At 51.6% G+C, this 21,611-nt stretch carries 23 protein-coding genes; 4 read left to right on the forward strand and 19 right to left on the reverse strand.

The window, feature by feature from the left end; genetic code table 11:
• Positions 1–11 precede the first annotated feature (11 nt).
• The 19 genes from FIT99_RS10375 to FIT99_RS10465 form a co-directional block, all read right to left on the reverse strand.
• A complete protein-coding gene (locus FIT99_RS10375) occupies positions 12–542 on the reverse strand; it encodes a cytochrome b/b6 domain-containing protein (RefSeq protein WP_140004212.1) in 531 nt (176 codons plus the stop codon).
• Positions 543–550: 8 nt separating this feature from the next.
• Positions 551–829, reverse strand: coding sequence for a PepSY domain-containing protein (locus FIT99_RS10380; protein ID WP_140004213.1), 279 nt, complete (start codon positions 827–829; stop codon positions 551–553).
• A gap of 19 nt (positions 830–848) precedes the next feature.
• Positions 849–1,892: an alpha-hydroxy acid oxidase gene (locus FIT99_RS10385; RefSeq protein ID WP_140004214.1), complete on the reverse strand. Its 1,044-nt coding sequence runs from the start codon at positions 1,890–1,892 to the stop codon at positions 849–851.
• A 3-nt stretch (positions 1,893–1,895) separates the two neighbouring features.
• Entirely contained in the window at positions 1,896–2,576 is a 681-nt protein-coding gene (locus FIT99_RS10390) for a Fe2+-dependent dioxygenase (RefSeq protein WP_140004215.1), read from the reverse strand.
• An 8-nt stretch (positions 2,577–2,584) separates the two neighbouring features.
• Positions 2,585–4,795, reverse strand: a complete 2,211-nt coding sequence (locus FIT99_RS10395; RefSeq protein WP_140004216.1) for a TonB-dependent receptor — start codon at positions 4,793–4,795, stop codon at positions 2,585–2,587.
• A gap of 261 nt (positions 4,796–5,056) precedes the next feature.
• Complete coding sequence (locus FIT99_RS10400) at positions 5,057–7,201, reverse strand: TonB-dependent siderophore receptor (protein ID WP_140004217.1); 2,145 nt, start codon at positions 7,199–7,201, stop codon at positions 5,057–5,059.
• A gap of 93 nt (positions 7,202–7,294) precedes the next feature.
• A complete protein-coding gene (locus FIT99_RS10405) occupies positions 7,295–8,152 on the reverse strand; it encodes an ATP-binding cassette domain-containing protein (RefSeq protein ID WP_140004218.1) in 858 nt (285 codons plus the stop codon).
• Positions 8,153–8,154: 2 nt separating this feature from the next.
• Complete coding sequence (locus tag FIT99_RS10410; protein ID WP_396652226.1) at positions 8,155–9,189, reverse strand: FecCD family ABC transporter permease; 1,035 nt, start codon at positions 9,187–9,189, stop codon at positions 8,155–8,157.
• 69 nt (positions 9,190–9,258) lie between these two features.
• Positions 9,259–10,161, reverse strand: a complete 903-nt coding sequence (locus FIT99_RS10415) for a heme/hemin ABC transporter substrate-binding protein (protein WP_189524746.1) — start codon at positions 10,159–10,161, stop codon at positions 9,259–9,261.
• 13 nt (positions 10,162–10,174) lie between these two features.
• Positions 10,175–11,275 carry a ChuX/HutX family heme-like substrate-binding protein gene (locus FIT99_RS10420; RefSeq protein ID WP_223261186.1) on the reverse strand — a complete coding sequence of 367 codons (1,101 nt, stop codon included), beginning with the start codon at positions 11,273–11,275 and terminating at the stop codon, positions 10,175–10,177.
• Entirely contained in the window at positions 11,272–11,823 is a 552-nt protein-coding gene (locus tag FIT99_RS10425; protein ID WP_140004221.1) for a HugZ family pyridoxamine 5'-phosphate oxidase, read from the reverse strand. The genes FIT99_RS10420 and FIT99_RS10425 overlap by 4 nt, the downstream gene beginning before the upstream one ends.
• Positions 11,824–12,077: 254 nt before the next feature.
• Entirely contained in the window at positions 12,078–12,266 is a 189-nt protein-coding gene (locus FIT99_RS10430; protein ID WP_223261187.1) for a hypothetical protein, read from the reverse strand.
• A 59-nt stretch (positions 12,267–12,325) separates the two neighbouring features.
• Complete coding sequence (locus FIT99_RS10435) at positions 12,326–13,465, reverse strand: PepSY-associated TM helix domain-containing protein (protein WP_140004223.1); 1,140 nt, start codon at positions 13,463–13,465, stop codon at positions 12,326–12,328.
• Between the two features lie 18 nt (positions 13,466–13,483).
• Positions 13,484–13,903, reverse strand: coding sequence for an ExbD/TolR family protein (locus tag FIT99_RS10440; RefSeq protein ID WP_396652211.1), 420 nt, complete (start codon positions 13,901–13,903; stop codon positions 13,484–13,486).
• The gene (locus FIT99_RS10445; RefSeq protein ID WP_140004224.1) at positions 13,900–14,643 is read right to left on the reverse strand and encodes a MotA/TolQ/ExbB proton channel family protein; all 744 of its coding nucleotides are present in this window, start codon (positions 14,641–14,643) and stop codon (positions 13,900–13,902) included. Before FIT99_RS10445 ends, FIT99_RS10440 begins: the two co-directional genes overlap by 4 nt.
• Positions 14,644–14,671: 28 nt before the next feature.
• A complete protein-coding gene (locus tag FIT99_RS10450) occupies positions 14,672–15,544 on the reverse strand; it encodes an energy transducer TonB (RefSeq protein WP_223261188.1) in 873 nt (290 codons plus the stop codon).
• A gap of 72 nt (positions 15,545–15,616) precedes the next feature.
• A complete protein-coding gene (gene hemP / locus FIT99_RS10455) occupies positions 15,617–15,844 on the reverse strand; it encodes a hemin uptake protein HemP (protein ID WP_140004226.1) in 228 nt (75 codons plus the stop codon).
• 193 nt (positions 15,845–16,037) lie between these two features.
• Entirely contained in the window at positions 16,038–16,655 is a 618-nt protein-coding gene (gene rpsD / locus FIT99_RS10460; RefSeq protein ID WP_140004227.1) for a 30S ribosomal protein S4, read from the reverse strand.
• 64 nt (positions 16,656–16,719) lie between these two features.
• Positions 16,720–17,028 (reverse strand): hypothetical protein, encoded by a 309-nt coding sequence (locus FIT99_RS10465; protein ID WP_223261189.1) that lies wholly within the window; start codon positions 17,026–17,028, stop codon positions 16,720–16,722.
• Positions 17,029–17,257: 229 nt separating this feature from the next.
• Here FIT99_RS10465 and ilvB point away from each other — a divergent pair, with 229 nt between their 5' ends.
• From ilvB to asd, 4 genes are all read left to right on the forward strand, one after another.
• Positions 17,258–19,021 (forward strand): biosynthetic-type acetolactate synthase large subunit, encoded by a 1,764-nt coding sequence (ilvB, locus tag FIT99_RS10470; protein WP_140004229.1) that lies wholly within the window; start codon positions 17,258–17,260, stop codon positions 19,019–19,021.
• Complete coding sequence (gene ilvN / locus FIT99_RS10475) at positions 19,021–19,512, forward strand: acetolactate synthase small subunit (RefSeq protein WP_140004230.1); 492 nt, start codon at positions 19,021–19,023, stop codon at positions 19,510–19,512. The genes ilvB and ilvN overlap by 1 nt, the downstream gene beginning before the upstream one ends.
• A gap of 74 nt (positions 19,513–19,586) precedes the next feature.
• Complete coding sequence (gene ilvC, locus FIT99_RS10480) at positions 19,587–20,603, forward strand: ketol-acid reductoisomerase (RefSeq protein ID WP_140004231.1); 1,017 nt, start codon at positions 19,587–19,589, stop codon at positions 20,601–20,603.
• A 127-nt stretch (positions 20,604–20,730) separates the two neighbouring features.
• Positions 20,731–21,579 carry an archaetidylserine decarboxylase gene (gene asd, locus FIT99_RS10485; protein ID WP_140004232.1) on the forward strand — a complete coding sequence of 283 codons (849 nt, stop codon included), beginning with the start codon at positions 20,731–20,733 and terminating at the stop codon, positions 21,577–21,579.
• Positions 21,580–21,611: the final 32 nt, after the last annotated feature.

Raw genomic sequence — 21,611 nt, forward strand, 5'->3', positions numbered from 1 at the left:
ACGCAATGCGCTCATTGTTGGTCGAAACGACCGTGCCACATTTGCCGCACTAATCGTTGGCGGGACACATGACTCACTACTGCCACCGCTATCACGTGCAATACCACCATCCCCAGTAGCATCCAACTCAGGGCGGCATGCCAGTCAACTGGCCAGTCTTCCCCCCAAAAAGCATCGGTGCGACTGAGCCAACCGCTCAGTGCCAACGCAGCAATCAGCGTCCAAATCACAGCAACTGCCCACTGCCCTGCTGGATTGTGGCCGCGCTGCGGTGAGAGCTTGCCTTGCTTTATTTCGGCCCAGTGCAGGCACAAGGCACGTCCACTTGGCAGACTGATACGCGCGCTGCTCAACCGAGTGCGAAGCCCTAACAGCAGCCGCGCGATGACAATGGCGAGCACCCCATACCCCAAGGTGCGATGCAGCGTATCGGTTTCATACCAAAAGTAGCTCATCAGCCACAAGGCGATCACCCCAGCGGCCACTAGCCAGTGAGACAGGCGCACCCACCACGGCCAGATGAGGTCAGCGCGTACCGACATCGCTGGTTTTAATCTTTCAGGCCGATGGCTTTTACAATCGCCAACGTTTTCATGTCAAAGTAAATCTCTACTTTTTTGCCTTCTTTATTTCGGCCATAAATTTCGTAACAATTGCCATCGATTTTGAATTTTTTGATGGTGTAGCCTTCTGCTTGCATGGCTTCTTTCAAGGTGTCCTCTGCTGCCCATTCCTCTTTGGGATAAGACTTGCATTCCGCGGCGGCAAACGCCGCGTTTGCGTTCAACAGCCCGACAACCCATAAAATAGAATAGCTCAATGTTTTCATCTGTATTTCCTTGTTATGACTAATATAAATCGACCTGGCGAATATCCGACAACCGCGAGACACCGGTCAGTGCCATGGTCATTTCTAGCTCATCGCGTAGGGTGCGGATCACTTTGGCCACCCCCATCGCACCCTCACTGGCCAACCCCCAAATATAGGGACGACCAATACACACCGCATCTGCCCCCATGGCAAGCGCCTTAAACACATCCTGACCGCTGCGAATGCCGCTATCCACCAGCAGCTTGCATTGCCCATCGACCGCCGCAACCATGTCAGGCAATATCGCCGCCACTGCCGGCGTGCTGTCGAGCACCCGTCCACCATGGTTAGAAACTACAATGCCTTCACAACCCAACGCGATCGTGCGTTTAGCATCATCCACATGCATCAAGCCTTTGATCAGCAACGGAACTTTGCACTGCTGCCGCAACCAAGCTACATCCTCCCAAGTCGGCGCTTGTGTCATCCATCCATCAAATACCTGACTCTGGCCGGGCTGCAGGGCTTGCATGGCCAAGGGTTTTTCTAAATTGACTGCTGACACGCCTTTGGGTAGATCCATCAGCGCTTGTTTGACCGGCGCATCGACCGTGAGCACGATCGCGCTGACCCCCGCATTGAGTGCTTTATGCAGCAACACCTCTGTGCGTGCGCGGTCACCCTGCCAATAGAGTTGAAACCAGAGCGGTTGTTGCGCCTGCCCAACAATGTCAGCCACCGGCTGACTGGCTAAGCTGCTGACCATCATTTGGCCTTGTTGCGCATTACAGGCGACAGCCGTGCCGATTTCACCATCGACATGAAACAGGGTTTGATAAGCCACGGGCGCCAGCATAATCGGATGCGCCCAGTGTTCCCCAAACATATCGCAGCCCGTCGAAGGCTGCTGCAAGGCTTGTAACGGCCGCGGTATTAATTTGTGGGTTTGCCACCCTGCCTCATTGCATTGTTGCTGTGCGCCTTGTCCCGCATCAGATTGCAAATAGTGCCAAACATTGGCCGGCAATTTTGCTTGGGCCTGTTGTGCATAATGGCTTAACAACGGTAGCGTGCCCTTCATGATTCAAAGCGCCCACTGACGTAATAAGTTGTGATAAATGCCGGTCAGTTGCACCACTTCGGGCGTTTCACCATGCTGTTGGCGCAACCTGACCAGCGCCATGTCCATCTCAAATAGCATGCGTCTGTGCGCAGCGTCGCGAACCATACTCTGAATAAACATAAAACTGGCTAAACGCTCACCACGCGTCACTGGCGTGACCGCATGCACCGAGCTAGAGGGGTAAATGACAATTGCGCCCGCCTTAAGCTTGACGCGCTGATCGCCAAACACATCCTGCACCACCAATTCGCCGCCCTCATAGTCATCTGGATCGTTTAAAAACAACGTCGCCGACACATCCGCGCGCACGCGCGCACTGCCGTCTGGCATGCTACGCATCGCATTATCCACATGAAAACCGTAATGATTGGTGTCGCCCGAGTAGCGATTCACGAATGGCGGCAGAATTTTATCGGGTAACACAGCCGAAAAAAATAAAGGATCGCGATGCAATGCCTGCAACACGATCCCTCTAATGTTTGCCAGCAACGGGTCCTGCTCAGCCAGTTGCTGGTTATTTTTGACTTGTGCTGCCTGTATCCCTGCGGTATGACGACCATCCACCCACTGCGCCTGTTTCAATAGGCCTCGGATAGTCGTCAGTTCATTTTCCAGCAATACATCTGGTAACGTCAGCAGCAATTCAACTCCTAGAACTTGTACTCAGTGGTAATAATCGCCTGGCGTTTATTACCGGGCGTCACCAATCCACCATTGTCGTAAACGGCATCATAATACTCTTTGTTTAAGAGGTTTTTGACGTTGAGTCTTACTGCCCACTTTGGCTGTTCGTAAGCTGCCATCATATCTACGCGCGCATAGCCAGGTGCAGCATTTGGATTAAAGTGTCCGTTAGTGAAGCTCGCGCTGGCATCGGTTGCACTTGGGTTATAAGCATAACGCTCCCCTTTTGCCTCAACGCCTCCGCCCACTTTCCATGCCTCATTCAATGCATAAGTGGTCCAAAGGTTGAATGTCCCAATGGGGGTGTTGCGTGCGCGTTGCCCTTCGAGCCTTACATCGGATGGGGTCAGCACACCAGCGACATAGTTATCAGCGACATTGATAATACGCGCGTCCAGTAACGCAAAACCAGCGAACATATCCCAACGGTCGGTGATCTTACCCGTCACTTCAAACTCGACCCCGTTCGTGCGCCGACGTTTGGTCAAAATAGATGCCGTTGATTCGAGATCCGTGTTGCGCTCCCAATCCTTGGTGGTAGTAAACACCGCAGTGCGCACTGACAAGTCACCATCCAAGAACAACCACTTAGTACCCAGCTCTAAAGTGCGTGCCCGCTCGGGAGGCAATGGTTGGACGGTTAGCTGATACAAGTCAGCAGTGGGGCTAAACGCATCACTAAAGGTCAGATAATAATGACGATCGGCGTTCGGTTGCCATGACAACCCGGTACGATAACTGTTCTCATAGTATTTCAGTTTTGGCGAGGTCAAACTGGAATAGTCAGCATCCATTTTGTCGCGCCGAATGCCAGCCAATACTGTCCAGTTTTTGATCACTTCTACACTATCTTGAATGTACAAAGCATAGTTATCTGCATTGAATTTCGTCGGTGTTGCGGTCACATTGGCAAAGTGACGGTTATAAGCCACCCCATTCGGATTGGCTAAAATCGCATTGGTCAATGCATTCCCTGTTTGCGTATATAACGCGCCTGTCACAGGGTCATAGGGCTGCAAAGTACTTCTATATGAATCCTCTTTCAAGTACTCAATGCCTGAAATGAGCTGATGTTTCATACCGGCCAACTCGAACTTGGTACTAAAATCTGATTGCAGATTTAAGGTCTCATAATCCATGATTCTAGTGACATTACCGCCCAAGCGATCGTTGTCCAGAGGCAAGGTGGTACCAGGCGTTTTCGCCCAATAGCTGCGTTTGTAATTGGCATGACGCAGCTGCGTTCTTAACTGCGTATCGTCATCGAATTTGTGTGTAAAAATACCCGTCGTGATTCGCGTATCGCTATCATCAAAGTTATTGTTGCTACCCCAAAAGGTGCGGTCGGAACGCCCATTTGGACTGTCACTCAGGGGCCGCTTATTGGTACCAAAGCGAATCCCAAAATCAGGCACATCACGGGTTTGTGTATACGCATGATTAAGGAAAAATTCATTTTCTGTGCCGATACCAGCGCCAAAACTAATGGCAATGCCTTTGCGATCAAAAGAAGGACGATCCCCGGTGGTTGGATTCTTACGATAAGTTTCTTCGTAGCGGTCCATGACATTCACTCGAATCGCTGCAGTCTCCGTAAGCTGTTTGTTAAAGTCACCGGTAAATTGATGGTAGTCATACTCCCCACCACTTGCTGTCAGGGTGTTTTTATCCCGTAGCTCAGCCATCTTGCTCACTTGGTTAATCACGCCCCCGGCTTGACCGCGACCAAACAGCATCGCGGCAGAGCCTCGTAGCACATCAACTTGCTCAAGATTGAATGTCTCACGGTTGTATTGCGCCGTGTCGCGCATATTATCCAGATAGATATCACCGAAAGTATAAAAACCCCGCAGGTTAAAGTTATCGCCTGCACGACCACCTTCAGCAGCGTTCACCGACAACCCCACCACATTGCGCAGAGCTTCACGCAATGAACCGACCTGCTGATCATGGAGCAACTCTCTGGTTAACGTGGTGACGGCTTGCGGCACGTCTTGCGGATCTTGGTAGGTTTTTCCGACCCGGGTCTTGGTGGCTTGGTAGCCTTTATTCGGCGTGTCCTGTATCCGTGTGGATTTAACCTTTACCTCGGTCATGGTCTGTGCTGCATCCGCTGTTTTCTCTTCTTCAGCGGCGACTGCAAGCACGGGTAGCGCCATCATCAGCGCCAATGTCATTGTTCTCTTGTTAAAGCCAGCCGGCATATGGTTCCCTATTTTATGCTTGTTAGTTGGATTGCTGGCTACTGGAGAAAATGGTCGTTGGCTTGCAAATTCTTAATCGCTAATGATAACAATTCTCATTTTATAAATCAATACGAAGCTTGTTGGAAATAGCGCTATCGCCCAAGCAACCTCTATAAAACAATACACCCTGCCGATTGGCAGGGTGTGTTGGCGTCATCAAGACGTATGCGCTGAGTTATGGATGAAAACTGATTAGTATTTCCAGGTCAATGTCGCCATTCCATTAAATGGCGCAGCATAAAACGCTTGGCCGAAGGCTGCGTATCTAAAACTAGACAAGTATTTTTCATCGGTCACGTTATACAGATTAACGGCCGCATCCCAATGCTTGTCGATTTTGTAATTGGCCATCAAATTTAAAACTGCGTAACTGTCTTGCGTATAACGCACACTGCCAATATCTACATAAATGTCACTCTGCCAATTGACACTGGCACCCACTTTTAGATTCTGGATAAACGGCACCCGATAGACTGCACTCACATGTGCCATGTGCCGCGGCGTAAAGGTATTGGCACTGGTGCCGCCTTGCCCCTTAATGCTCATTAAGCGGGTGTAGCCTGCATTCACACTTAATCCATCCATGACTTCCCCAGAAATATCCAGCTCATAGCCTTTGCTGGTTGCTTCAATGCCCTCATAAATGGTCCGTTGCGCGGTTTGACCAATGGCCACGGCCTGGTTCTCTTGCTCGGTTTTAAACAGCGCAAACGCGCTATTCAAACGCTTATTAAACCATTCGCTTTTCACGCCCATTTCATAGTTTTTGCCTTTTAACGGCGCCAGCACCGAACCGCTGGTGCCTGTTTCTACCTGTGGTCGATAGATGCCTGTATAACTGGCGTAGACTGATGACTCACTATTCACGTCGTAAACAGCCCCTACATAAGGCGTCAGTTTGTGATCTTCATCGGCTTTTTGCGCCACGCCATAGGCATTCCCTTCCAATTTGTAACTTAAGAGATTGCTCCCTAAGGTCACTTTTAAACCATCCATCGGGTTTAATTTGGCAGCGGTGTAAATATTGGTGGTTCTGGTTGAATAATCAGAACTCTTGGTCTCGGCACCGAAGGCTGGATAAGGCACATCCCCGGCAGCATCAAAGCTTAACAGTGAAGACCCCGCCGCACTGCGTGAAAACTCTCGCATACTGCTGCGGCTCATGGTGACACCCGCCACCAACTCATGCTTGCGTCCTGCCAACTCAAATGGCCCATTGGCATAAATATCTGCCACGTAATCTTGTGTCTTAAAGGTATACACAAAGGGGCTCGAGCTTAACCCTAAGCCCGTTGCCCGGTTTTCATTGCCAGAGACATAATTATGCGGGCCGGCAGAGGTGACGGCTTTTTGTGTGAGCTGGCCTTTAATTTTCCACTCGCCACTCAAGTAATGCGTTAACTCAGCAAAGCTGATATTGGTATCTACGTTCCGCTCACTCCAACTTGGCGCGGTGGAGTCAGATACTTTGTAGGCGCGTTTACTGCCATCAGCATAGAGCAAGGGCAAACTACCAAACATGTTTCCGCTGGCATCATTGCGTTGATAAGTGTGTCCAATCGCGACACTGGTGTTATCAGACAAATCCGCTTCAATGATGCCGTATAAAACATCTCTTTGACTGCTGTACCGATCCAGGTAAGAATTTTTCTCTTGATGTGCTGCGACCAAGCGGGCACGGATACTCCCGTCAGCATTCAATGCCCCTGAAATATCGCCATCGAAACGTCTGTTATCCCATGAACCGATGGAAGCGTTGGCTTTGGCCTGAAACTGGTTAGTTGTGCGTTTACGAATAAAATTGATGGTCGCTGAAGGGTTACCGGGGCCGGTTAACAAACCATTGGCACCGCGAAGCACCTCAATGCGATCGTAGAGCGCGATATCCAGATCACCATAATTCGTCCCGCTAAAACTAATGGGGGTACTCAAGCCGTCTATTTGAAAATTAGTAATATTGAAACCACGCGCCGTATATTCAGTGCGGTCTGTTTCAAACTGCTCTACTTTGATCCCGGTCGCGTATGAAAATGCCTCATTCACCGTCAACACGCGAAAATCGTCCAGCTGTTCACGCGTAATGACTGAGATGGATTGCGGTGTTTCGCGGATACTCGTATTTAATCGCGTCGCGGTAGAAGTCGCGTTAACCGTATAAGACTTGGTTTTTTCTGAGGGCTGATTCTTTTCTAGCACGGAGGTAACCTTCACCTCAGGCAACGACTCGACTGCTTGTTGCGCCGAATCTTCAGCAGATGCCAGATAAGGAATCGCGAGCAGGCAGGCTGCCACCAAGCGACGATAATGAAATAAACCGATTTGTTGTGAACTGCGCATGAGACTCCCCTGTGAGTGAACTGCTGGCTACAGGAGGGAGGTCTCGTTGGCTTGCACTGAAACATTAAATGATAACAATTATCATTTAATGTTTCAATAGAAATGATCTTCATGGTTTTCAGTACACGGCCATACATGGAAGCGTGTAGGGGATAGCGCTTGCTTCATGCTTGGCGCCACCAGTAAGGTGCCGGAGTCGGTCAAGGCTGCATCCAATTGGACGTCATACAAAGCTTCGAGCATCGGCAAGGTCACCTGCGACCTAGGATAATCGACGACCATGGCGCCTTGTTTCATTAGAATCAATCGCTCAAATCCTTGTAATGCCTGATTAATGTCATGCAAGATGGCTAGCAAGGCATGCCCGCGCTGAGCGGCAAATGCACAGATCGCTGCCATCAAGCTGCATTGCAAACCCGGATCCAGGGCCGCCAACGGCTCATCTACCAGCAGCAATCCTTGCTCAACATCCCATAACTGTGCGAACACTCTTGCCATTTGCACGCGCGCTTTTTCACCGCCGGACAGCGTATCAAAGCGACGCCCAAGCAAATGCGCGGCGCAAGCCTGCGTAGCCGCCTGCTGCACAATCGTCGGCAGAGATGGGTCAAGCGTGCGCGCCACGCGGCCTAATCCGATCACCATCTCTACTGGCAAATCAAAAACCACCTCATGCGACTGTGGCAAGATAGCCCGATGATAACTCAGCGCAGCCAACGACCAAGACTGCAATGGCCGTTGCTCAAATTGTGCGACGCCACTGGCTGGGGTTAATTCACGTGCCAATAGCTTGAGCAACGTCGACTTGCCCGCGCCGCTGGGCCCTAATATGGCAACCTGCTCCCCTGGCTGAATCATCAAATTGAAAGGTCCAAATTGCCGCCCACCCAAGGCTAACCTCACTTGCTTTAATGTGAGCAACATGTTGTCGGTGCTGTGCAAGCTTGACATGCCTAACGCCCCTTGCGCATTCTGACCAACAAAACGAGAAAAAAGGGTGCGCCTAACAAGGCGGTAAAAATACCCACCGGAATCTCCGCCGGAATTGCCACCGTTCTGGCAGCGGTATCCGCCAATAACAGTAATAATGCGCCGACCAACATGGCCAATGGCGCCAAACGTCGTTGGTCTGGCCCGACCATCAAACGCACCATATGCGGTGCCACCAAACCGATGAAACCAATCATGCCGCACCAGGCGACGGCAAAGCCGCAGAGCAGCGCAACCAGCGCAATCACGCGCACCCTTAATCTGCGTACGTTCACACCCACATGCGCTGCGGCTGCCTCTCCGAGTGCCAAAGCATTCATCGCATGCGTCAAGCGATGCAATGCCCACAACGCCAATATCAGCGCGGCCAGCAACGTGGTGACTAAAAACCAATTGGCGCCGGCCAGCGAGCCCAGCGTCCAAAAAGTCAAACTACGTAGTTGCTCATCTGTGGCCAAATAAGTACATAAGCCAATCACCGCCGCAGCGAGGGCATTTAGGGCAATACCCGTCAACAACAACCCGGCGATCGAATCCGCCGTCAGCCAGCGTGCTACGCTATCCAATACAAAGCAAACACCTACTGCACCGGCAAAGGCGGTGACAGGCAATAGCCAGTAACGCAACACTGGCGGCACGTCAATGCCACTGCCTGCCAACAACACAATCGTTAAGGCGGCTGCACAGGCCGCACCACTAGTGACCCCTAACAAGCCCGGATCCGCCAACGGATTACGAAACAAGCCCTGTGTGAGCGCGCCAGACAAGGCCAGTGCCGCGCCTATCATCACCGCAAATCCAATGCGTGGCAGCCGCAAATGCCACAACACATATGCGCCCCCTGACAACGGCGTATCGCTGGTTTGCAAAATTGCCAACCAATCACCCGAGGTCATCGAGACGGCGCCTTGGGTTGCCGCTGCCCATATGCTCAAGCACAATAAACACATGAGTAGCCACGCTGGCCGCTGTGAAGCAGTGCGTAGGGCACGGACCATGCCTGGGGGGCGTAAAATTGTTTGAATCATATGAGGACTTAAAATAAGGATAGACGCAGCATTTAAGCGCTAAGGGGAGACTTGCATCGCATTGATCAGCAATTGGTCTAGCGTCGTCAACGCTTGTGGCAAGCGTGGGCCAAACCCCAACATAAACATGGCTTCTAGAGCGACCACGCGACGCTTTTGCCCGGCGCTGGTTTGCGCCATACCGGGCAATTTCAGTACACCGTCGATGCCACCGATCACCTGCATGCCCTGTGTCGTCATCAAAACAATGTCCGGCTGGGCGGCGATCACTGCCTCGGGGGTGAGTGGCTTAAAGCCGTCGAAACCATCCACCGCATTGCGCGCACCAACATAAGCAATCATGGCATCGGCACTGCTACCTTTACCGCCAACCATCACTTGCCCGGGACTATGTGACAACACAAACAACACGCGTGGGGCAGCGGGCTTTTTTCGCGCCAAGATTGGTGAACGCGCACGTTGCCAATCCTGCCTGAACTGTTTTTCTAATTGACTGGCCTGCATATGCCGATCCGTCAACGCCCCCACCCGTTGAATACGCTCAATCACCCCCTCAAAAGTGTCATTGGCTGCCAGTATTGTCACCGGCACCCCTGCATCGCTCACTTGCCGCAACACGCTTGGTGGTCCGGCATCTTCAGTTGCCAACAGGTGCGTTGGCCGCAAGGCCAAAATGCCTTCGCTGGACAACGCCCGCGCGTAGCCGACACTGGGTAAGGAAGTCGCAGCCTGCGGATACAATGACGTGGTATCCACGCCGACCAACGCTTGTTCAGCGCCCAACACATAGACGATTTCGGTGATCCCGCCGCCTACACAGACGATCCGTCGTCCGCCTTGCTTGACGGCGCCATTGGCAAACCCCGGTTGTAACCAGATGCCTGCCACAGCCATGGCAGCCAAGCGGTTTAAAAAAGTCCGCCTAGACCACGATTGAATCATGTTTTTTGGAGTCTTAGAGCGTGGCATGGTGATCAGACCGGATAGGTTCAACAAGAGGTAAACGATGCATCAACGCCACCCAGGCGCTGCGCTCACTGGCGCCTGACGACGCATCTGCTGCGATTAAGGCGATTATTTCACCTGCTGCATTGAACAACACAAGGGCTGAAAAGTGGCCAGCCAACCCTGGCACAACAACCACCCACGACGAGGCAATCAGGTCTTGGCGCACATGCAGATTGAACCCCGCATCCAGCACATTCAACCATGGCCCCATCTGCACCACTTTATCAATCGGCCCACGATGCGCCTGCGTCATGCCAATATTGCCAGCCAGAATCCATATAGAGAGTCCTTGAGCCGCTGCATGCTCAAGCACCATGTTGGCTGCAGACAACTGCACCTCACGCGCTGATGCAGCGGGCAGGTGCTGCAAAAAGGTATGTCCACTACCGCGCACTTGCGCGAGTAGGCAATGCAAGTCACGGGCATCTTGAATCGCCTCCCAGTGTGTTAAAAACGCCGCAAAATCTGTGGCAGGCACTGTCAGCAATGCTTGCGGGATGAGACCGGGCAGTTGGTCTGTGTCACAAAACGCCCTCACTAATGACTGGTAGGCGGATAAGTCACTTTGCGCACGCAAAAATAACTTATGCACGGCGGTGCCGGATGCATCATAAAACTGCAAACTGCGCTGCACGCCTTTTTCGCCGGATTCTTCAACTGCAAACCCATGCTGCCAGTGCGCAACCTCCCATAACAAATCCACTCCCGCCCCTCGCATCCAAGTTACCTGCAGATACTCGGTCTGCTTGGCGGTAAATTCTGCATATCGACCCACTTTTTCATGCACGCAAGCGCCATTTCTTGTTAACGCCATCACCTCGCCAAGGCTGTGGAGTGCAGCACACAATACGGTCCAGCGTGGCTGTAATCGCGTAGCACGCATCAACGCCGCTGCCTCGGCGCCAACATGCGCAGCAATTAAGGCCCCTTCTGAAATGTGCATGGCTTCAGCGATCTCACGATGACGTGCTTGACCCGCTTGCCGCGCCTGTGAAAATTGCGCACGGATGCGGAGGTAAGCATCATCGCCCAAGGGTGACTGCATCATTTGGCCAATGCGTCCAATGTTTGCTGACTGCTTTGATCAGGCGCCGTATGCCCTTGCTCATTGCGATGCGTGACCCGCGTCAGATCTTGCCCATGCAAATGGTAGGCTTTAGCAAACCCGGAGACGTAACTCCCCTGCGCCGGGATTAACTCAATCAAATGAAAATCGGTGAGCTTGCTAATCACCTCCATAAACTTGCCAAACTGGTTAAAAAACAAGCCCATCACCACGTTAAACTTTGCATCTTCTCTGACGATTTCATTTGCAGCGCACTGAAACACCAGCCGTTTTCTGGCAAACAAATGAGCAGCCGCCTGCTCTGATTCGATAAACATCACCGCGCAACGACCCGTGTTGCGCAAGTTGGCACAATGCGTGGCTAACTCACTGACATACACATAAAACCGCTGATCATGCGCGACATAGGCGGCATAACTTGCTTCTGGAAGACCGTGCAGGTCCGTCGTAGCCAATTGAAGCGACTGAAACTGCTGCTGAAAAGCAACGGCTTCGGCGGCAATGGCCGCTAGTTGATCAACCTCACTCATATTATTCCTTTCTAAAAGATGCTTTAGCGATACTTGGCTGGTGCGAATCTAGACAGTCCGCAGATCACTAGGTGCCTGATGTACGTATTGAACAAAAACAAACCAATGAATGATATTGTATATGATAATCATTCTTATTTACAAGAAAGAAATTGGCGTTTATTTAGCGCGTTTGCAGATCACATCAGGGAGCGCTCAACGATGGCGCAAAAAGAGAAAATGCTGCGGAAGTTGCTTTTGAGTCAACGCACGGCTTAGCGAAAACGACTTTCGCGTTGCATCCACCATGGCTTAAACCAGTAATAAAAAATAGCAACCAGCACCGGGATTGCAATTGCCGCGTTAGCGAGGCACTCACGCGCATCATCGTACACCAGCGCAAAGATTAAGCCCGCCAGCGATAAGCCAGCGATGATTAACGGCCAGAGAAAAATGCGAGTCATATGTTTTTGCTGCATGGCTTGCAGGCGCTCCCAATGAACAAATTTGCTAAGGTGCTCGCTTAATATGCGTCGCGCAAGGTGTGCGTTGCATGCAGCTCTGGTAGGGACCGATGGCGTTTTTTCCACCACAATACTAACCCCGTCCACAGCACGATAATGGTGATCACATCGAGTACTGCCCATAACCACTTTAAGGTCAAGCCGCCATAATCGCCAAAATGTAGCGGCTGTGACACTAACAGCGCCACCAGATACCATGGTAAATCGCGACTGTCGGTGAAGGTGGCGGTGCGTGCATCGACCAGCACAGGCTTAAATAAGCGCTTAGTGAGCGGGGAATCACCGCGCATAAAAATACCGTAATGATGTGGGCTGGCGTACGCCGTACCCGGAAAAGCGACAAACCCTAGTTGCATATCAGGCTGTGCCTGTTGTGCCACGTGCAAGGCGGCCTGTAAAGAACCGAAGCGGTCTGGCGGCGGCAAGTGTTTATAAGGCGCGATCATTGCTGCGATTTGATCTGCCTGCCAATATTTAATCAATAGGTCGGACCAGGCGTTGATGCCCCCCGTTGCTGCCACAATGAGCGACCAACTCAACACAACAATGCCGAGAAAATTGTGCACATCCAGCCGTTTAAGCTTTTCGCCTTTGTAGCGGCGAATCTCGCCGAAGCGGAGTTTGCGCATGAAAGGCGCATAAAGCACCACCCCAGACACCAGTGCCACTAGCAACAAACACCCCATGAATCCCAAAAACAACATCCCCGGCAAGCCAGCGAACAGGTCAACATGCAACTTAAACATGATGTACAAGAAGCCCGCCTCAACTATGGGCTCGCCCAGCACCTGCGCAGTGCGCGCATCTAGCACCACTTGCTTAAAACCTTGCTCGGCATCGGCGGTTTTCGCCATGCTGAGAATCCACTGCAAAGGCTCATCTTCTTCACGGTAAAGATACAAAGGCACCATGCCGGGTTGTTTCGCTTTGGCCGCTGCCACCAAGGCATCCATGCTGGCCATGGGGCCGGTATGTGCAATCGCAGGCGTCTGGATATGTTGGCCTAAAAAATCACCAATCTCATGATGAAAAATCAGTGGCAGACCTGTCAGGCACAGCAATAACATAAACACTGTGCAGACGAGGCTAGACCATTTGTGTAGCCAGAGCCAGCTGCGAATAGAGGACTGCGTCATCAAAACACCCAATACCTAGATTTAGGGTTGTGGCTGGCTGACAAAGCCTACTTTTTTCATGCCCGCGGTTTGGGCTTTTGCCAACACTTCAGCCAGCACCTGATAACGCGTGTTCTTATCTGCACGGATCTGCAACTCAGGCTGATTCTGCTTGGCTGCTGCTTCTGCCATCTGTGTCGACAGTGCCTCAGCTTGAATTTCGCGATCATTCCAAAACAGTTTGCCATCGGCATCGACCGCTAAATCAATCACTTCTGGCTTTTCTTCTAGCGGCTGCGAGGTTGCCTGTGGCAGATCAATTTTGACCGCATGGGTGAGCAAAGGCGCTGTGATAATAAAAATCACTAGCAACACCAGCATCACATCCACTAACGGCGTGGTGTTGATCTCGCTCATGGGTTGCGTGTGTTCGCCAGCGCTAAATGGATTTTGCCCCATCATAGCGTGTTTCCTTTGGCAGCGACTTTTGCATGCAACTCAGTCACATTGGCAGGTTTGTTGCTGCTTTTAATTACTAACGGCGCACCTGTGGTCATCAGCGTATGCAAGTCTTGGGCAAAGCTTTCTAACTCAGCCATAATGCCGCGATTCGCTTTAATAAACGCGTTATATGCCAACACCGCAGGAATCGCTACCGCCAAACCAATCGCGGTCATAATCAAGGCCTCACCCACCGGGCCGGCCACTTTATCAATGGTCGCGACGCCAGATTGGCCGATGGCGGTCAATGCATGGTAAATTCCCCACACGGTGCCGAACAAACCCACAAACGGCGCCACGCTGCCGACGGAGGCGAGCACAGACAAACCACTCTCTAAAACGGCTTGCTCTTGGGACAATGTTCTGCGCAACTGACGCGCGATAAACTCATCTTGACTGCAAGCGGCGGCCAGCGACTGACTGGCATGTTGCTGATGATGCTGGGTAGACTCGGCTGCGGTCACCGCCAGACGGAAAGCAGGCGCCTGCAATTGCACCTCTTGCAGGGCTTCTTGTAGCGTGGCCTTGCGCCAAAACTGCTTAACATAAGCAGAAACATCGCGTTTGCGCTTAAACACCTGCCAAGTTTTGACCAGAATAAAGTACCAGCTCAATACTGACATCGTCAGCAAAATCAGCGCCACTATCACTGACACCACACCACCTTCGGTGATAAAAGCCAAACCACTTGTTGCTTGCATTAAAAACGTCCTTTCAATTTAAACTTGCTTAATTCTGCGTGAGCGAGAATGACAACGGCACATTGACATAGGCACTCAAGGCCTTACCCCCCTTACGGGCAGGTTCAAAACGCCATTGCTTGACCGCGGTCACCGCCGCCTTATCTAGGCGTTCAAAACCACTGGTTTTAATCACCTCAACCGACTCGGGTAAGCCTTCAGCAGAGACCAGCACCTTCATCAGCACTTTTCCCTCTTCACCGGCCCGTTGTGAGAGTCGGGGGTAATCAGGCCGTGGATTATTCAGATAAGCCACGCCAAACTTCGGTGGCTCTTCTTTCTCTTCGGCTGGCTCGGGTTTGGGCGTTGTCGCTGCGGCAGGCACAGGCTTGCTGGGCGCAGCCGCCACAGGGGCTTCTAACGGCGGTGCGGATGGCTGGGTGCTCGCCTCGAAGCGAGGCTGATCAGACGTGGTTTCAACGATGCGGTCCACCACCGGCGCCGGACGGTCGATCGGCTTCACCGGCGTCTCTTTCGGTTTAATCACCGTTTTTACGGGCTGTTTTTGAATAATCGGCACCACTTCTGGTGCTGGTGTCTCTTGTTTCTTGGCTGGCAAGGTGATGAGAGAAACCGTCATCGGCTCAGGCGTTGGCAACACCAACGGCGGTGTTTCAGACACCACCATCCAGGCAATGACTGCCGCGTGCAGCGCGACCACCAACAACACTCCCAAGCCATGCCAACGCTGCTGCCTGTGCTGTTGTAGCCAGTCCTCATTGGCGAACACTGGCCAGCGGAAAACACCCGCCAATGCACCCAAGGGGCGACGACGCAAACTCAATGCAGGCAATGCCGCCACTGGCGCGTGCGCAGGTTTTAAAGATAATGCGCGCAAAGTGTCCCGTTGCAGCATTAGCATACGCTCCGAGCCACACTGATTGAGATCAGGCCGAGATGCCCACCCTTGTACAAACTTTTCACGCAACCCCCTCTATTCATCTTGTTTTGCCTGTGGCGGCGCAGCCAGCACTTGGCTTTTGGTCAAGAGCAATTTATTTTGCTTGGTACGTGTGAGCTGATATGTCTCACCAGCATGCATAATCGCTAACACCCCTGCGTCGCCCAGCAGCTGCCTTGCCTCAATAGTAGGCACCTGCCCGGGCGAAACACGGGCCGCATTTTGCACTTCACTCATCAGGGATTGCAAGCGGTTGATCATGCGAACTCTATCCAGTCTAAAAAAAGGCCGACTTACTTGCCATGGCAAAGCGGCACCAGATTTCAAGGAACACCCTTACCAGGGGTAGGTTGGCGCATCAACAATCACGCCTATTTGAGCAGTGGCCTGTCGGGGTTAGACGCCCCTGCTCAAATGTATTATGGTTAAGCGCCATCGGCGCCAAGCCAGTGAATTAAACACGGTTTGAGTAAAACTCAACCACTTGCTGCATATCAATCGCAAAAGGCACATCTTCAATCGACGGCAAATGACCAATTTTTGCCGTGGCCGAAACCGCCTCCACCGACAACCATTCTGGCACGGTCAAACTTGGTGTGGCTAAGGCTTCTACCACCATGGGGATCTTGCGGCTTTTCTCTTTTACCGTCACCACGTCACCGACTTGCAAGCGCACAGAAGCAATATTGACCGGCTTACCATTGAGCAGCACATGCCCATGATTCACCAACTGACGCGCAGCGATGCCTGTGGGCGCAAAACCAGCGCGAAACACCACATTATCTAAGCGACGCTCTAGTAATGACATCAGCTTATCGCCGGTTGGCTCACTGCCTTTACGCGCCTCAAGGATCAAACGGCGCATCTGCTTCTCACTCACACCATAGTTAAACCGAATCTTTTGTTTTTCCATCAATTTAACGGCAAAATCAGAACGCCGACGGCGAGAAGCTTGCTGACCATGCTGACCCGGTGGATTGGGTCTGTTTTCAATCGACTTGCGTGATAACCCTGGCAACTCAACGCCCAATGCGCGCATAATTTTGAGTCTGGGTCCTGTCATTCTTGCCATAAACCGATCGCCTTTCTTCGCTCTACTTTTTCACTCTACTTAAACAATGATCGCCATCGACCCACTATTGCAACGTGGTCGATTGCGCGACAAATTCCGTCACGGCCTGTTGCATGGCAAATGTCTGATGCGCCTGCAACAAGGCTTGCCAATCATGTAGCAACTGCTTTGCAGCATTGGTAATCAAGCCACTCTCTGCGTACTCTGGGGCCGTTAAAGTCTGCGCCAGACTGCAACCTAACAAAGCCAAGTCTTGAGAGGGATTGGCCGCATATCGGGTAGCCACACAGCTCAACGAGACCAATACCGCATTTGCCGTGGGCAAATCTGGGTCATACAAATGGCTGGCTGGCGCTGCGTAATCAACTTGCATGTGGCGGACTTTCATTTAATCGTTATGCAAATGATAATGTTTCTCATTTATATTGTCAACGTTTGTTTGATGCTGCACAAAAGCTCGCCAACCTTTCTTTTTGATGTGATGCATGGACCCAACACAAGTGAGTCATCGACACCGTAGATTGATCGACATTCTTGACCAAATTAGTAAAGCAAGTTAATGTATAGGGTTCAACATTTATTAGCCGAAAAATCAAGGTTTTATGGACGCTTCAGCCCACTCCGCGACAGACACCCACGCCAAATCCATGACAGGTGCGGACATCGTTGTCTCATGCCTGAATGAAGAAAAAGTCAAATTTGTATTTGGCTATCCAGGTGGCGCGGTCTTGCACATTTACGATGCACTCTATAAACAGAATGGCTTCAAGCACATTCTGGTGCGCCATGAGCAGGCAGCCGTGCATGCGGCTGACGCTTATTCACGCGCAACCGGCGATGTTGGCGTTGCACTGGTGACCAGCGGCCCTGGCGCCACCAATGCGGTTACTGGGATTGCGACCGCTTACATGGATTCTATTCCGATGGTGGTGATCAGCGGACAGGTCCCCGTCCCTGCCATTGGTATGGACGCTTTCCAAGAAGTGGACATGGTGGGCGTGACTCGTCCCTGCGTGAAACATAACTTCTTGGTTAAGCACGTCAAGGATATCGCACCGACCATTAAAAAAGCGTTTTACATCGCGAAAACTGGCCGTCCAGGTCCGGTGGTGGTAGATATTCCTAAAGACATCACCGCGCATGTGGCAGACTTTATCTACCCTAAAACGGTAGAAATGCGCTCCTACAGCCCGATTTTAAAAGGCCACAGCGGTCAGATTAAAAAAGCGGTTAAGTTACTGCTGGGCGCAAAACGTCCGATGATTTACACCGGTGGCGGCTTAGTGCTGAGTAATGGTGCATCCGAGCTGGTCAAACTGGCCAAGGCATTAAATTTTCCAGTCACTAACACACTGATGGGCTTGGGCGGCTATCCTGCCACCGACAAACAGTTCGTTGGCATGCTGGGCATGCATGGCAGCTACGAAGCCAACATGTCCATGCAAAACTGTGACGTATTGTTGGCAGTAGGCGCGCGTTTTGATGACCGCGTGATTGGCAATCCAAAACACTTCTCTGGCCAGAAGCGCACCATCATTCATATTGATGTAGATCCTTCGAGCATTTCTAAACGCGTCAAGGTGGATGTGCCCATCGTCGGCGACGTGCAATCTGTGCTGTCTGATATGCTGGAAATTTTGGCCCAAGAAGAAAACCAGACCACGGACATCGCTGACTGGTGGACACAAATTAATGAATGGCGTGGCGTGCAATCGCTGGATTACACCTATTCTGACACGGTGATCAAACCACAATATGTGGTTCAAAAGCTGTGGGAAGTCACCAAAGGCGAAGCCTACGTGACCTCTGACGTCGGTCAACATCAGATGTGGGCGGCACAATACTACAAATTTGATAAACCACGTCGCTGGATCAACTCAGGCGGCTTGGGTACCATGGGCGTTGGCTTGCCATACGCGATGGGCTGTCAGTTTGCCGACAAAAATGCACAAGTCGCCTGTGTGACCGGCGAAGGCAGTATCCAAATGAACATTCAGGAACTGTCGACCTGTGCGCAATACGGCCTACCGATCAAGGTTATTCTGCTGAATAACCGTTACTTGGGCATGGTGCGTCAGTGGCAAGAGTTCTTCTACGAGAACCGCTACTCTGAGTCTTACATGGACAGCCTGCCAGACTTTGTCAAACTGGCTGAATCATATGGCCACGTCGGCATGCGCATCACTAACCCGGCAGATGTTGAAGGCGCGCTCAAAGAGGCGTTTGATAAAAAAGACAAATTCGTATTTATGGACTTTTTAACTGACCAAACCGAAAACGTCTTCCCAATGGTTGAAAACGGCAAGGGCTTATCCGAAATGGTATTAAGCCCAGGCGCTGCTGGCCGTCTGAAAGGGGAAGAATAATGCGTCATATTATTTCGCTACTGATGGAAAACGAAGCTGGCGCGCTGTCGCGTGTGGCTGGCCTGTTTTCAGCGCGTGGCTACAATATTGAATCACTCACCGTGGCGGTCACCGAAGACCCTACCCTGTCGCGCATGACGATTGTGACTACCGGCTCGGATGATGTGATTGAACAAATTATCAAACAACTCAACAAGTTGATTGACGTGGTCAAAGTGCTAGATCTGAACGATGGTAAGCACATTGAGCGCGAACTGATGCTGGTCAAGGTTAAAGCCACCGGTGTCTTTAAAGACGAAATGAAGCGTATGTGCGACATTTTTCGCGGCCGTATTATCGATGTGGCCGACAACAGCTACACCATTGAGCTTACCGGCTCTTGCAGCAAATTGGATGCGTTTATCGAAGCCTTAGACCGCAGTGCAATATTGGAAACCGTACGCACGGGTGCGTCCGGTATCGGCCGCGGCGACCGCATCCTCAAGGTCTAATCGACCCAACTTCAACCGATCGAATTTATTTTTACTATACAACTAAGCATTTGTATTGAAAGGCAAAAGCAGACATGAACGTTTATTACGACAAAGACGCCGACTTAAGCATTATTAAAGGCAAAAAAGTGACTATCGTGGGCTACGGCTCTCAGGGCCACGCGCACGCAGCTAACCTGCGCGACAGCGGTGTCAACGTCACCATCGGTTTGCGTAAAGGCGGCGGCTCATGGGCAAAAGCGGAAGGCGCTGGCCACACCACCCTTGAAATTGCTGCGGCAGTGAAAGAAGCGGATGTCGTGATGGTATTGCTGCCTGACGAAACCATGGCAGAAATTTTCAATGCAGAAATCGCGCCTAACCTGAAAAAAGGCGCTGCGTTGGCATTTGCCCACGGCTTTAACATCCACTACAACCAGATCGTGCCACGCGCAGACCTGGACGTGATCATGATTGCACCAAAAGGCCCAGGCCACACCGTGCGCTCTGAGTACCTCAAAGGCGGCGGCGTTCCTTCATTGATCGCTGTTTACCAAAACACTTCCGGCAAAGCCAAAGAAATCGCATTATCTTACGCAGCTGCCAACGGCGGCACTAAAGGTGGCGTGATTGAAACTGATTTCCGTGAAGAAACAGAAACTGACTTGTTCGGCGAACAAGCCGTGTTGTGTGGTGGCGCAGTTGAGTTGGTTAAAGCAGGGTTTGAAACCTTGGTTGAAGCAGGTTACGCCCCAGAAATGGCTTACTTTGAGTGCTTGCACGAGCTGAAACTGATCGTTGACCTCATGTATGAAGGCGGCATCGCTAACATGAACTACTCCATCTCCAACAACGCGGAGTACGGCGAGTATGTGACCGGCCCACAAGTGATCAACAGCCAGTCTAAAGACGCGATGCGTCAGTGCCTGACCAATATCCAAAACGGTAACTACGCCAAACAGTTCATTCTGGAAGGCCGTACTAACTACCCAGAAATGACTGCACGTCGTCGTTTGAATGCAGCGCATCCAATTGAGCAAGTAGGTAATAAACTGCGCGCCATGATGCCTTGGATCGCAAAAAACAAACTGGTTGATCAGACTAAAAACTAATTTTTAGGATGAAGCCAGCGCTTAGGAGGATGTGCATGTGTCATGCATCCTCCATAGGCAAAAAGCACAGGCCGATGTAATATCGCCTGTGCTTTTTTATTGACCACCGATTGAACAAGGGATAGACGTGAAACTCGCCATTCTGCTGCAATACATTGCACCCAAACAATTACTGACTGCGGCCGCCGGCAAACTGGCGCACTGGCAAGCCGGGCGCTTGACCACCGCGTTTATCGGCTGGTTTGTGCGTAAATATCAGGTCAACATGGAGGACGCCGTCAATGGCGATCTCACCAGTTACGTCTCGTTCAACCAGTTTTTTACCCGGCCGCTCAAACCCGGCGCACGGGTGTTGGCCGACAATGCCTTTGTTTGCCCAGTGGATGGTTGCATCAGCCAGTTTGGCCAAGTCGTACAGGGACAGATTTTTCAGGCAAAAGGGCACCAGTACTCGGCGCAAGCCTTGGTGGGTGGTGATGCAACGCTGGCTGCGCGTTTTGATCATGGTAGTTTTGCCTGCCTGTATTTAAGCCCCAAAGATTATCACCGGATTCATATGCCCTGCGATGGCACACTGCTTCACATGACCTATGTGCCCGGGGATTTGTTCTCAGTGAATCCGCTCACCGCAGCCAACGTACCCGGCCTGTTTGCAAGAAACGAACGCGTGGTCTGTACGTTTAACTCTGCGCAACATGGGCAGTTTGTGTTGGTGTTGGTGGGCGCCACCATCGTCGGCAGCATGGCTACCGTCTGGCATGATGCTAAAGATCGCATTATTAACCCTCCCCGTCCCGGCAAAGTGGTGAAATGGGACTACAGCGACCGCAATATTCACCTAAAACAGGGGGAAGAAATGGGCAGGTTCTTGTTGGGCTCGACAGTGGTGATGCTGTTTGAAAAAGACATGCTCACATTTAACACGGGCTGGCATCCTGGCAAACCAATCCGCCTTGGGGAAGCCATGGGCAAATAACGTGCTATACCTTTATTAAAAAGCGGAGCCTA

The organism is Methylophilus medardicus, from assembly GCF_006363955.1.
Classification (GTDB): Bacteria; Pseudomonadota; Gammaproteobacteria; order Burkholderiales; family Methylophilaceae; genus Methylophilus; species Methylophilus medardensis.